The 13003-nt window shown below is 70.1% G+C and carries 11 protein-coding genes; 8 read left to right on the forward strand and 3 right to left on the reverse strand.

Features of this window, described 5'->3' with window-relative positions; all coding sequences use genetic code 11:
- Nucleotides 1-67: 67 nt before the first annotated feature.
- Nucleotides 68-1150, forward strand: a complete 1083-nt coding sequence (locus ACT3TD_RS05020; protein ID WP_441579496.1) for an LLM class flavin-dependent oxidoreductase — start codon at nucleotides 68-70, stop codon at nucleotides 1148-1150.
- On the opposite strand, the gene ACT3TD_RS05025 is transcribed toward ACT3TD_RS05020, so the two are convergent.
- Nucleotides 1138-1641, reverse strand: a complete 504-nt coding sequence (locus tag ACT3TD_RS05025; protein WP_301442172.1) for a GNAT family N-acetyltransferase — start codon at nucleotides 1639-1641, stop codon at nucleotides 1138-1140. The genes ACT3TD_RS05020 and ACT3TD_RS05025 overlap by 13 nt on opposite strands.
- 99 nt (nucleotides 1642-1740) lie before the next feature.
- Here ACT3TD_RS05025 and ACT3TD_RS05030 point away from each other — a divergent pair, with 99 nt between their 5' ends.
- From ACT3TD_RS05030 to ACT3TD_RS05050, 5 genes are all read left to right on the forward strand, one after another.
- Entirely contained in the window at nucleotides 1741-2217 is a 477-nt protein-coding gene (locus ACT3TD_RS05030) for a GNAT family N-acetyltransferase (RefSeq protein WP_301442173.1), read from the forward strand.
- An 82-nt stretch (nucleotides 2218-2299) separates the two neighbouring features.
- Complete coding sequence (locus ACT3TD_RS05035; RefSeq protein ID WP_301442180.1) at nucleotides 2300-3223, forward strand: exodeoxyribonuclease III; 924 nt, start codon at nucleotides 2300-2302, stop codon at nucleotides 3221-3223.
- 99 nt (nucleotides 3224-3322) lie between these two features.
- Nucleotides 3323-4672: an alpha/beta fold hydrolase gene (locus tag ACT3TD_RS05040; RefSeq protein ID WP_444614818.1), complete on the forward strand. Its 1350-nt coding sequence runs from the start codon at nucleotides 3323-3325 to the stop codon at nucleotides 4670-4672.
- Between the two features lie 83 nt (nucleotides 4673-4755).
- Nucleotides 4756-6300, forward strand: coding sequence for an amino acid permease (locus ACT3TD_RS05045; RefSeq protein ID WP_301442174.1), 1545 nt, complete (start codon nucleotides 4756-4758; stop codon nucleotides 6298-6300).
- Between the two features lie 23 nt (nucleotides 6301-6323).
- Nucleotides 6324-7229: a PhzF family phenazine biosynthesis protein gene (locus ACT3TD_RS05050; protein WP_441579495.1), complete on the forward strand. Its 906-nt coding sequence runs from the start codon at nucleotides 6324-6326 to the stop codon at nucleotides 7227-7229.
- Here ACT3TD_RS05050 and ACT3TD_RS05055 read toward each other — a convergent pair.
- Both ACT3TD_RS05055 and dnaJ read right to left on the reverse strand, forming a co-directional pair.
- Entirely contained in the window at nucleotides 7220-7711 is a 492-nt protein-coding gene (locus ACT3TD_RS05055) for a heat shock protein transcriptional repressor HspR (RefSeq protein ID WP_301442176.1), read from the reverse strand. The two genes, ACT3TD_RS05050 and ACT3TD_RS05055, sit on opposite strands and share 10 nt — an antisense overlap.
- A gap of 20 nt (nucleotides 7712-7731) precedes the next feature.
- Nucleotides 7732-8949 carry a molecular chaperone DnaJ gene (dnaJ, locus tag ACT3TD_RS05060; RefSeq protein WP_301442177.1) on the reverse strand — a complete coding sequence of 406 codons (1218 nt, stop codon included), beginning with the start codon at nucleotides 8947-8949 and terminating at the stop codon, nucleotides 7732-7734.
- Nucleotides 8950-9125: 176 nt separating this feature from the next.
- On the opposite strand from dnaJ, the gene ACT3TD_RS05065 reads away from it, so the two are divergent.
- Nucleotides 9126-10187 (forward strand): hypothetical protein, encoded by a 1062-nt coding sequence (locus ACT3TD_RS05065; protein WP_441579494.1) that lies wholly within the window; start codon nucleotides 9126-9128, stop codon nucleotides 10185-10187.
- On the forward strand, nucleotides 10187-12976 hold the full coding sequence (locus ACT3TD_RS05070) for a hypothetical protein (protein WP_444614809.1): 2790 nt from the start codon (nucleotides 10187-10189) through the stop codon (nucleotides 12974-12976). The genes ACT3TD_RS05065 and ACT3TD_RS05070 overlap by 1 nt, the downstream gene beginning before the upstream one ends.
- The last annotated feature ends 27 nt before the right edge of the window (nucleotides 12977-13003 follow it).

The raw sequence follows: 13003 nt of genomic DNA on the forward strand, positions 1-13003 counted from the left end.
CTTGCACCGTCCGCACCCGCAGGCATATAGTTGACGTGTCAACTACTTCCCTCCTCCAGGAGACACCATGAAGGCATTCGGCTTCCTCAGCTTCGGCCACTACGACCTCGCCGCGTCCGGGGCGTCCACCCCGGGCCGCGGCATGCCCGGCGCGAAGGAGAACATCCGCAACGCCGTGGACATCGCCGTCGGCGCCGACGAGATCGGTGTCAACGGCGCGTACTGGCGGGTGCACCACTTCGCCCCGCAGCACGCCGCCCCGATGCCGATCCTCTCCGCCGCGGCCGCCCGCACCAGCCGCATCGAGGTCGGCACCGGCGTGATCGACCTACGCTACGAGAACCCGTTGCACCTGGCCGAGGAAGCCGCCCAGCTCGACCTCCTCGCCGACGGACGGGTCGCCCTCGGCGTCTCCCGGGGATCACCCGAACCCGTCGACCGTGGCTACGCCGAGTTCGGCTACGTCCCCGAGCCGGACGACCCCAAGGGGGCGGCCATGGCACGGCAGAAGTTCGACCGTTTCATGTCCGCCGTGGACGGTGAAGGCATCGCCACCTCACTCCCCCTCGACGAGCAGTACCCACGCATGTACCAGCCGAACGTGCAGGTCCCGGTGATGCCGAACTCCCCGACGCTGCGCCGGCACGTCTGGTGGGGTGCGGGCTCACGCGACACCGCGGTGTGGGCCGCACAGCAGGGTGTGAACCTCATGAGCTCCACGCTGCTCACCGAGGCCAACGGCGAGGAGTTCGCCGACCTGCAGGCCGACCAGCTGCGACTGTTCCGCACCGCGTGGAAGGAGGCCGGCCACACCTGGACGCCGCGGACCTCGGTGTCCCGATCGATCTTCCCGATCCTCTCGGAGACCGACCGGCGCATGTTCGGTTCCGGCGACTCCGGAGGCGTGGGGTACATCGACGACAGCACCGCCACCTTCGGACGCACCTACGCCGACGAGCCCGACAAACTGGTCGAGGCGTTGAAGAACGACGCCGCGGTGATGGAGGCCGACACCCTGATGCTCACCATCCCCAGCCAGCTGGGCGTGGACGCCAACCTGCGGATCCTCTCCGCCTTCGCCGAGCACGTCGCCCCGGAACTCGGCTGGCAGCCCAACACCGCCGGCCCGGTCACCGGCTACCCGCTCTGAGCCGACCGCGATAGGTGACTCCCGGTGACCTCGACCGTCATGAAGACGCTGTTCGCGTCCTCGCCGTAGTCACCGAACGGGGCACACTCCAGGAACCCCGACCTGCGGTAGAGCCTTCGGGCCGGTGCGAAGAAGTCCCCGCTCCCGGTCTCCAACGACACCCGCCCCACGCCTCTCCGTCCTGCATCAGCGAGCGCATGTCCAAGCAGCTTGGCGGCGATCCCCTCACCGCGCCGGGCGGGATCGGTCCGCATGCTCTTGAGCTCCTCATGGCCCACGCCCACCGGCGCAAGCGCCACCGAGCCGACCACACCATGACCACGGTCGTCGCTGACGGCGACCCACACCCTCACCCCGGGAGCCTTCAGTTCAGCCAGACCCAGCGCATGCTGACTCTCGACAGGAGCTGTCGGAGCCAGATCCCGCAGGTGTTCACCGATGAATTGCACGACACGTGGGTCGTCGAGGTCCGCCGCGGAGATGCTGTACACCGGGCCGACGATACCTCCACGCCCCTGTACTCCACACCGAGCACAGCATCCCCCCCGGTCCCGTAGGATCACGATCACCCCAAGGACTGGAGTCACGGTATGCCGAAGACAACCACGTACACGATCACCGCGCTGGGCGACGCCGACGCCGGGGAAGTCATGACCCTCCAGCGCGCCGCCTACGTCACAGAGGCTCGGGCACACCAGGATCTCGACCTGCCACCACTGACCCAGACCCTCGACGAGCTACGCACCGAACTGGCCGCCCCGGACGTCGCCGCACTCGGCGTCCGGTACAACGGACGCCTGATCGGAGCTGTGCGACTTCGTCGGATCGGTTCCACCGTTGAGTTGGGACGCCTGACCGTGGTTCCTGACATGCAGGGAAAGGGGGTCGGGAGCTTCCTGCTCGACGAGGCAGAGACGGCGTTCCCCCACGCCCTGGAGATGCGGCTCTTCACCGGCGAACACTCGACGGCAAACATCCGCCTGTACGAGCGCAGCGGGTACGTCGAGACGGCTCGCACGCTTGTCGGGGACTATTCACTCATCCACCTCTCCAAGAGGCTCTCCTAGCTTTCCGGTGCCTTCCGGTGCCTTCCGGTACCTTCCAGCCTCTCGAGAGCTCCCGGCCCACGGGAGGTAACCTCAGGGAATGCTGCGCATCGCGACCGCCAACGTCAACGGCATCCGCGCCACCCACCGACGTGGTTTCGGCGACTGGTTGGCCGGACGCGACTGCGACGTCGTCGCCCTCCAGGAGGTCCGCGCCCAGGCCGACAAAGTGCCGGACGCCGCCTTCGGCGACTACCACGTCGCCCTGGAGACCGGCTCCATCGCAGGACGCAACGGCGTCGCCGTACTCACCCGCCGCCCGCCGGTGGCCGTTCGCACGTGGAGCGGTTCGGCACTGCGCGGCACCCCGCACTGCACTGCCGCTGACCTCCGGGACATCCCCGCGGACGACCGGGTGCCGCTGGCGAGGAAGCTACGGCCCTTCACCACCCAGGGCCGCTACATCGAGGTCGATCTCGCCGATGCCCCGGTCACCATCGCGTGCCTCTACCTGCCCAAAGGTGGGCTCCCTGCGGAGCTGCAACGCCCCGGGCGAATGCGTGAGGCACCGGACGGCGGTGCCCGCTACGACCGGAAGATGGGGTTCCTGGCGGGGTTCGCCCGCTACCTCACACTCACCCGGCGCGCCGCGATGGCCGACGGCAGGGAGTTCCTGCTGATGGGTGACCTCAACATCGCGCACACCAGGCAGGACCTCGCGGCGTGGCGTCGGAACCAGCAGAACGACGGTTTCCTCCCGGAGGAACGCGAGTGGTTCGGCCAACAGCTCTCGGCCCGCACACTGGTGGACGTCGTCCGCCGGTTGCACCCGGACGAGGACGGCCCGTACTCGTGGTGGTCGTGGGCCGGCCAGTCCTTCGCGAAGGATGCGGGATGGCGCCTCGACTACCACCTGGCGTCGCCGCGCCTGGCCCGCGCCGCGGTCACCACGCAGGTCGACCGTGACTTCCGCGGGGTCCGGCTCTCCGACCACTCACCGGTGGTCGTGGACTACGACCTGGGGTGATCCCGGTCAACAAGTGTCGCTATGAGTCAGCTCCGTCCATGTCCGTGCTCTCGGGTAGAACTTGAGGGCATGAACTCCCCCGCCTCCTCCGGTACCGACCTGCACACGACCTCCACCCGGCGTCACGGGCACACCGTGCGCGAGCACGTGCTCACCGCACCGCTCGTCCACGGCGGTACCGACCCCCGCACCATCGACATCTACGCCCGCGAGTACGTCCCGGACGGCGGTGAGGACCGCCCCGCCCTGCTCTTCCTGCAGGGCGGCCCCGGCCACGGCTCGCCGCGCCCTGTCGCCAACGGGGACGGAGGCGTGCTGTCCGGCTGGCTCGGCGAGGCGCTCAAGAACTACCGGGTGATCCTGTTCGACCAGCGCGGCACCGGCCGCTCCACCCCGGTCGACGTCGCCGCACCCGAAGCCCTCGGCCCCACACCCCACGACCAGGCCGAATACCTCACCCACCTGCGCGCCGACAGCATCGTGGAGGACGCCGAACTGCTACGCCACGCCCTCGGCGAGCAGCCGTGGACACTGCTCGGGCAGTCCTTCGGCGGTTTCTGCATCACCACCTACCTCTCCTTCCGCCCCGAGGGCGTCCGCGAGGCGTTCTTCACCGGCGGCCTGCCGGGCTACGTCGGTGCCCCGCACACCAGCGTCGACGACATCTACCGGGCGACCTTCGCCAAGACCGCCGTGCGCAACGAGCGTTTCTACGAGCGCTTCCCCTGGGCCGCCGACCGTGTCGCCGAGATCTGCCGGCACCTGGACGACACGGAGGAGACGCTGCCCACCGGGGAACGTCTGACGTCCCGCCGTTTCCGCACCGTGGGCATGAACCTGGGCCGCACCGGTGGCTTCGACATGCTCGCATACCTGCTGGAGGACCCCTTCCGCGCGGTGCCCGGCGGCCCGGGCATCGCGGGACGTCGCCGGCTGCGCACCCCCTTCCTCACCGAACTCGCCGGTCACCTCTCCGTGTCGGCCGCACCGCTGTACGCGGTGGTCCACGAGACGATCTACGGCATCGACACCGCGACGAACTGGGCCGCCGACCGCATCCGCGAGGAGGTCCCCGGCTTCGCCGAGAACGCAGGACGCACCGACGGTGACACCGACGCTCCGCTCTACCTCACCGCGGAGCACTTCTTCCCCTGGCAGTTCGACGAGGACCCCGCGCTGCGCCCGTGGAAGGCCGTCGCCGACCTGCTCGCCGCGAAGGACGACTGGACGCCCCTGTACGACGCCGCGCAGCTGCGCCGCACCGAGGTCCCGACCGCCGCCGCGGTGTACCTCGACGACATCTTCGTCCCCTTCGAACTGTCCATGGAGACCGCCGCCACGATCCGTGGCCTGCGCCCCCACGTGACCAACCGGTGGGAGCACAACGGGATCAGCCAGGACGGTGCCGCCATCCTGCGCCACCTGCGTGCGCTGACCAGCGACCACTGACCACCTGGAGCGACGTCCCTCCCCGGCCACCACCTCGCACCGCATTCGTGTGCACCACGGCACTCGGGATACTCTGACTCCCCGTGACTGACACCTCCGCCGACCCCGGCCTCTCCGCCGACCCCGACACCCGGGGGTCCACAGCCCGCAGGGACACCGTCCGCCTGCCGACGCTGGTCTCGCTCATCGTCGGCTCCTGCGTGGGTGCCGGCATCTTCGCCCTGCCCCAGAACATCTCCGCCGTCGCCTCACCCGGCGCCGCGGTCATCGGCTGGGTCGTCACCGGCATCGGCATGCTGTGCATCGCCTTCGTCTTCCAGGCTCTGGCGCACCGCAAACCCAACCTCGACTCCGGGGTGTACAGCTACGTCCGCGGCGGACTCGGCGACTTCGTCGGCTTCGCCTCCGGCTGGGGCTACTGGTTGGGCAGCATCATCGCCCAGGTCGGCTACGCCACCCTCTTCTTCGGCTCACTCGGCCACTTCCTCCCCCTGTTCTCCGACGGGCAGTCACTCGTGCAGGCGTTCTTCGTCTCCGGACTGAACTGGGTGATCTTCCTGGCCCTGTCCCGCGGCGTGCACCAGGCCGCGGTACTCAACGTGGTCACCACCGCGGCGAAGCTGCTGCCGATCCTCGCCTTCCTCGGCATCGTCGCCTTCGCCGGGTTCCACACCGAGGTCTTCACCGCCGACTTCTGGGGCTCCGCCGAGACCTTCGGAGACAACGCCGACCAGGCGTCCAGCCTGTCCGACCAGGTCAAGGGCATGATGCTGTTCACCGTGTGGGCGTTCATCGGTGTCGAGGGCGCGTCAACGTACTCGCGCCGCGCACGCCGCCGCAAGGACGTCTCACTGGCCACCCTGCTCGGATTCCTCACCGTCTTCCTGCTGCTGGTGATGGTGAGCTTCCTGTCCTACGGTGTCGCCCCGCGCGAGGAACTCGCCGCGATGGGCGACAACTCCATGGCCGAGGTGCTCGAACTCGTCGTCGGCCCGTGGGGGGCCGGGCTGGTGTCGATCGGCCTGTGCATCTCAGTGCTGGGCGCCTACGTCTCCTGGCAGATGCTGTGCGCCGAACCGATCACCCTGATGGCGCAGGACGGTCTGCTGCCCCGCAAACTCGGCTACATCAACCACCGCGGCGCCCCGGTGGTCGCCCAGCTGTTCTCCGCGGTGGTCATCCAGCTGTTCATCGTGGTGTTCTACCTCAACGAGTCCGCCTACACCACGATGGTGCAGCTCGCGACGTCGTTGTACCTGATCCCCTACCTGTTCTCCGCGCTGTACCTAGTGTTCCTGTGCACCCGCGGCGCCGGATTGTCGCACCCGGACGCCGGTACGAAGTTCGACCTCTCCGGCCCCTCGGTCGACCGCCGGACCAACCGCGTCCACCTGCTCACCGGCGTGCTGGCGCTGGTCTACTCGCTGTGGCTGTTCTACGCCGCGGACGTGAAGTACGTGCTCATGGGCATGGTGCTGATCGTGCCGGGCATGATCGCCTACGTGGTGACCCGTCGCCGCGCCGGCGGCCGGGTGTTCAACGCCTTCGAGTGGGTCATCGCCACCGGGGTCTCGGTGGCGGCGATCGTCGCGATCGTGCTCATCGCGCAGGGGACGCTGAGCCTGTAACTGCCCCGCTGTACGATGCGTGCATGCCTCACGACCCCGCACGCCAGCACCGTTTCGCCCAGGTCGACGTCTTCTCCGCCGAGCCCTACCGCGGCAACCCGGTCGCCGTGATCCTCGACGCCGACGACCTCGACGACGAGCAGATGCAGCGCATCGCCTGCTGGACGAACCTTTCCGAGACCACCTTCGTCCTCTCCCCGTCCACCCCGGATCCGGCGCAGGACGCACCGGCACCGCAGGCCGACTACCGGGTGCGCATCTTCACGCCAGAAGGCGAGCTCCCCTTCGCCGGACACCCCACCCTCGGCACCGCGCACGCCTGGCTCGAAGTCGGCGGCGAGCCGCACCAGGACGACGTGATCATCCAGGAGTGCGCCGCCGGCCTGGTGGAGGTCCACCGCAATCCCGGCACCGGCGCACTGTCCTTCACCGCCCCGCCGACGACCCGCACCGGGCCGCTGGAGGAGGAACACCTCGCCCGGATCAGCGAGGCGCTGCGGATCGACCGGTCGCTGATCGTCGACCACCAGTGGGCCGACAACGGCCCCGGGTGGGCGGCGGTGCAGCTGCCCCACGCGCAGGACGTCCTGGACCTGCGTCCGGACTTCAGCGCCCACCCCGACCTGAAGGTCGGCGTCTTCGGCCTCTACCCGGACGGTGCGGCGTGCCGACTGGAGATCCGCGCCTTCGTGCCCGGCGCCGCCGGTGCGGAGGACCCGGTCACCGGGTCGCTCAACGCCTCGGTCGGCCAGTGGTTGCTGCGCAGCGGGAAGATCACCGAGGCCTACACCGCCGCCCAGGGCACCGTCCTGGGCCGCACGGGACGCATCAGCGTCACCCCGGTCGGGTCAGGACGCAACGTCCTGGTCGGTGGCGCCACGACCACCCTGTTCCACGGTCACGCGGAATTCCCCCAGCCTCAGCCCTGACGGCCGTCGGACCCGTTGCCGCCGCGCCCGTCGCGACCGTCACGGCCATCCCGTCCCCGGCGTCGGCGCTGCTCCCACAGGACCACCGCGGTGGAACGCGGGACGTGGACGATCTCGCCACGGCGGCGCCCGCCGCCGGAGCGTCCCGCCTCGTCGGCGTCGTGCTCGGCGGCGGCGAGGCGGACCTGCAGCACGTCCACCTCGTCACGCAGGTCACGGACCTTGTTTTGCAGGCCGATGATCGCCTTGATGCCGGCGAGGTTCACACCCTCGTCGTGGCTGAGCCGCTGGATCTCCAGGAGCTGCTCGATGTCGTCGCGCGAGTAGCGCCGCCCCCCGCCGCTGGTGCGCTCCGGGGAGACCAGCCCCAACCTGTCGTAGGTGCGCAGCGTCTGCGCGTGCATGCCCGTGATCTCCGCGGCGACGGAGATCACGAACACCTCCCGGGGCTCACCCGGGACGTCTCCGTTCCTGTCACTCATCTTCAACCACCAACTGTCCGTCAGTTCCCGGACCAGCCCGCACGGGGGTCGAAACCGGTCCGCTTCTCTTCCTCAGCGTAGTGACGCAACGCACTCGCCGCGCCCTCGTCGAGATTCTTCGGCACCGCGACCTTCACCGTCACCAACAGGTCGCCGGACGCGCCATTGCGCTTGGTCACGCCGCGGCCGCGCACGCGCAGCGTGGTGCCGTCCGCCGTCCCAGCTGGGATCTTTACCCGCACGCGGGTGTCCAGGGTCGGCACGGTGACCGCCCCGCCGAGGGCGAGCTCGGTGAAGCTGACCGGCACGGTCATCTTCAGGTCGTCGCCGTTGCGGGTGAACAGCTTGTCCGCGCGCACGTGCACGGTGACGAAGAGGTCACCGGACGGACGCCCACGCTCACCGGCCTCACCCTGCCCGGCGAGGCGGACCTTCTGGCCGTCCACCACACCGGCGGGCACGCGCACGGTGATCGTGCGGGTACGGGTCACCCGGCCTGACCCGCTGCAGTCGGCACACGGGTCCTCGATACGGGTACCGGTGCCGTTGCAGTCCGGGCAGGGGCGGGAGAACCCGAACGCGCCGCGGTTCTCCGAGACGACCCCGGCACCCGAACAGGTGCCGCACCTCGCGCTCGAGGTCCCCGGCGTGGCGCCGGAGCCGTGGCAGGTCGTGCACGCCGCGGGGCTGGTCAGCCGGATCGGGACGGTGACGCCCTTCGTGGCCTCCCGGAAGTCCAGGGTAATCTCGGTCTCCACGTCCGCACCACGGGTGCGACGCTGGGTACGACCACCGCCACCACCGCCGGAGCCGCCGCCGAACATGTCGCCGAAGACGTCACCGAACCCACCTGCACCGCCACCGGATCCACCGGCACGGTTGAAGAGGTCACCGAGGTCGAAACCGCCGGTGCCGCCGGCACCGCCGCCGAACCCGCCGAAACCGCCGGACGTCCCGCCCGGGGTGCCGTACCCGCCGCCCGGCGCGCCGTAGCCGCCCGAGGCGACCATCTGCTTGAGCTCGTCGTACTCGGCGCGCTTGTCCTTGTCGCCGAGCACGGAGTAGGCCTCGGAGGCGGTCTTGAACCGGTTCTCCGCCGCGGTGTCGCCCGGGTGCGCGTCAGGGTGGTTCTCGCGCGCGAGCTTACGGTAGGCCTTTTTGATCTCGTCGGCCTCCGCGGTGGACGACACGCCGAGGTCGGCGTAGTAGTCCTTGTCGATCCACTCCTTCTGGGCCACCTGGTTCCTCTCTTCCTGGGTTCTGTCTCGGCTCTATTTCAGGGCCTGGCTGCCGCCGTGGGCCCCACAGGACCCCACGGGACCCGTCACATGAAACTTGAGCCTATCACGCTAAGGTCTATCTCCTGCAACGCATGACGCGCAGCAGACATTCCCGGCTGTTAGGGTAAGTTCCCATGTTCTCCAGAGACGGCCGTAAGCGCCCCACACCGCGGCGGGTCGTCGACCCGGAGGCGCCGGACGCGATGTTCCCCCACCTGCCCCGGCACCGCGCCGACCTGCTGCGCGAGGAGACGATGCGCCGCCTGCACGCCGAAGGATACGACACCTCCTGGCGCCCCGACGGCTACATCGCCGCCACCCCCGCGACGGAGCCGGCAACGGGCACAGGGACAGAGCCGGACACACCCCCGTCACGCCGCCTCATCGGCCTCGACAACCTCTCCCTCCAGATCGCCGCCGCCCCGGGGTCCACCCCGGCCCAGGTCGTGGAGATGATCCACCACTTCCTCGGCACCGTGCTCACCGACATCGACGTCGACGGGCTGGACGAGGCGGAGTTCCTGCGCCAGCTCCGCGTCCGGCTGGTGTCCCGCAACACCCTTGACGCCGCGTCGGGCACCGTCGAGGACTCCTCCCGCGAGTTCACCGGCGACCTGCTGGTCTCCCTGGTCCTGGACACCCCGGACGCGGTCGTGACCCTCAACGACGACACACTCGCCGCCCACGGGACCGCCACCCGCGAACAGCTCGCCGACCTTTACCAGGCCGGCTACCGCAACACCTGGCAGGAGCTGCTCGACGCCGACGTCGAGGTCAACGAGGTGCGCGCCGAGGCCCGCCAGGAATCCCCCGCCGCACACTTCCACGTGGTGGAGTCCGACTCCTACTTCCTGGCCAGCGCACCGCTGTTCCTCGACGAACTGCTGCCACGCTGGCTGCCGGAGCTGGACGCCTCCGCCGGGGTGATGGTGACCGTGCCGCACCGTCACCTCATGCTCGTCCGCGAGGTCACCACCGGCCAGGACCTGCTCGACGGCATCAACACCATGACCTCCGTCGCCCTGGGCCAGTTGGCCGCGAACCCGGGACCGTTGACCGCGCGCCTGCACCTGGCGCACGAGGGGGAGTTCCGCGTGTTCACCAACGTCACCACCGGTGAGGACGGAGACCAGGTGCTGCAGGTCGAACCCGACGACTACCTGATGTCCCGGCTCGAGAGCGAGGACCAGGAGTAGTGAGCACCCAGAAGAACGGCATCAGCCGCCGCTCCTTCCTCATCGGTGGCGGCGTGCTCGGCGCCGGTGCCGTGGCCACCGTCGGCGGCGTCGCCGTGCTGCGCAACCGCGACGACGAGGCGTCCGGCCCGCCCCCGGCCGTGGATCCCGGACCGTTGCAGCTGCAGGTCGGCGACGCCGACCACCCCGGACGCGTCACCGTGCTGACCAGCGCCGGACGACAGCTCGTCCACTTCGACGGTTACCGGTTGTCGTCCTCCACCGGCACCCGCGGCGCCACCGTGGACGACCCGGGTGACGGCGCACCGTCCTCCGGGCCGGTGCGCGTGGAGTTCGAGGTCACCGACCCCGACTACACCGCCGCGGTCACCTACCGCGCCGACGGCGGGCGCGTCACCGCCGACTGGGAGTTCACCGTCCCGGGTGACGGTCTCGACGACTCCGACCGTGCCCTGTTGCGCGGTGGGCGGATCTACCGCACCCTCGTCGACGCCCGGGAGGACACCGAGTTCCACGTCCCCGCCACGAAATGGGTCCACGACACCGGCGGCGGCGTGCCCGTCCAGGAGCGCGTCACCGAGCTCAACTTCGTGGAGTGGGACGTCCCCGACACCACCGACGACGACCCGAAACGACTCTACGGCTGCATCACCACGCGCAACAGCATGTCGCGCAGTTCCTCGATGCTGCACGCCGCGCCGTCCGCCCCCGGCGACACAGGCTCCGATGACGGTGTGTGGCGCGCCCAGGTCGAGTTCCGCGCCGACACCACCGTCGGCACCGCCCGCCGCCTCGTCGACGACGGACGCACCCTGCTCGCCGGCGCGGTCCTCGGCGGCACCGGCCTGCCCGACCCCACCGTGGACGTGACCACCTCCGCCACCTACAACGTCTTCACCGACGACGGGCGCAGGACGTTCACCGTCGGGCTCGCCGGACGCTCCGCACGCAGCACCACGGTGCTCGAGGTCACCGCCCGCGACTTCGACGGCGCGGAGTTCCACCGCTCCCGCCACGAGGTCGCCATCCCGCAGGACGCCGCCTACGCCGACACCGCGGTCAACATCGACCTGCCCGGCCCGCGCTCCTGGTGCTCGGTGGAGGTCACCTGCGCCGACTCCTTCGCCCGCACCACCGCCGCGGTGTGGCCCGGTCACGACTTCGGCCCCGCCGACCAGTCCATCGTGGGTCTCGGCGGCTTCGCCTCCACCGCCTCCGCCGGCAGTTCCCAGGCAGACGGGCTGGAGTCCCGCAGTGCCGAGCGGGCGATGTGGCGCCGTCTGGGCATCCGCCACCTGCGCAACCCCTGGCTCACCGCCGAGGAGTCCGAGGACCTCGGCATCAACACCGGCTCCCAGCCCGGCGGTGCCCCCGGCAAGTTCGACGACGACGGTGACGGTGAGAGCAGCGGTGAGACCTTCACCGAGTGGGCCGGCAAGGCCCTCGACCGCGGGGAGGACGCCGGGGTGGAGCACTACGAACTGCTCAACGAGTGGAGCCTCTCCGACGCCGACACCGTGGAACTGGCCACCGAGTACACCGACCAGTGGCTCAAGCCCTTCCGCGCGGAGATGGACCGCCGCGGCACCGACGCCAAACTGCTGGCCATGCCCCTGGCCGGCTGGGACGCCGATTTCCTCGACACCATCCGCGACCGCGACGGCTGGGACCTGCTCGACGGCATCGCCGAACACGCCGGACGCGGCAACTACGTGGTCGACTACGACGGCGGCAAGTGGAACTTCCTCGGCCAGGTGCGCACCGCCCGCGCCTACCTCGACGGCCACGGTGCCGGCGACGGTGGGGACGCACCCAGCGAACTCTGGCTCACCGAGACCTACGCCTGCACCCGCCCCAACGCCTGGTGGTACGACGACGAGCGCACCGCCGCCGACTCCGTCCTGCTCACGCTCATGCTCGCCAAGGCCGAGGGCGTCACCGGCGTGCACTGGTTCCAGCTCACCGACGGGCTCTGGCACGACAAGTACGGGGTGAACCCCACCGAACCCGAGTACCACTACGGGCTCGTGCACGTGGACCGCTCCCCGAAGCCCGCCCTCCCCGCCTTCGCCTTCGCCGCCGAGATGCTCGACGGCGCGACCTTCCTCGGCTGGCTGGAGTCCCCCCACCCCGACCTGCGTGGACTGCGCTTCTCGCGTGACGACTCCACCTACTGGGTCCTGTGGAGCAGGCAGGACGGCTACCTCAACAACGCCGCCCACGGCACCGACAGCTACTTCCCCCACCCCGAGGCGTGGATCCGGCCGGACGCCTCGTCGCTGCAGGTCACCGTCCCCGGGGTGAAGACGGTGCGCGACGTGCTGGGTCGCGAGGGCGCCCGCGACGGCAGCACCGTCACCGTCACCGCGTCCCCCGTGGTCGTCACCGGTGACATCGACGCCGACCTCACCGGCCCCGAGGACGTCACCGGCGACATGTCCGTCGCCCTGCGCGAGGTCACCGTGCGCCGCGGTGACGAGAACGGACAGGACGCGCTGATCGTCGAGGGCGTCAACGACACCGACGGACGGCTCGTCCTGCGCGTACTCGGCCGCCAGGTCGACGGCGCCCTCGACGAGAAGACCGTCACCGTGCCCACCGGTGAGTTCTCCGAGACCGTGGACATGGGTGAGGCGATGCCCGAGGACTCCGAGAACCCGACCGCCACCACCGTCGGCGCCCGTGAGGCCCGCCCGCAGGTGCGCGTCCTGGCGCAGCGTCGGGAGAAGGTGCACGCCGACGCCGCCGAGGCGCAGGCCTACCGGGCGGAGTTCTACCGCACGGTGTGACCGCCCGGGCTGTTAGTGTTGGTGAAC

The organism is Corynebacterium sp. AOP36-E1-14, from assembly GCF_052377495.1.
Taxonomy (GTDB): Bacteria; Actinomycetota; Actinomycetes; order Mycobacteriales; family Mycobacteriaceae; genus Corynebacterium.

Coding starts and splice junctions, on each gene's coding strand:
- ACT3TD_RS05020 (WP_441579496.1), top strand. CDS start 68: ATGAAGGCATTCGGCTTCCTCAGCTTCGGCCACTACGACCTCGCCGCG.
- ACT3TD_RS05030 (WP_301442173.1), top strand. CDS start 1,741: ATGCCGAAGACAACCACGTACACGATCACCGCGCTGGGCGACGCCGAC.
- ACT3TD_RS05050 (WP_441579495.1), top strand. CDS start 6,324: ATGCCTCACGACCCCGCACGCCAGCACCGTTTCGCCCAGGTCGACGTC.
- ACT3TD_RS05055 (WP_301442176.1), bottom strand. CDS start 7,711: ATGAGTGACAGGAACGGAGACGTCCCGGGTGAGCCCCGGGAGGTGTTC.
- ACT3TD_RS05065 (WP_441579494.1), top strand. CDS start 9,126: ATGTTCTCCAGAGACGGCCGTAAGCGCCCCACACCGCGGCGGGTCGTC.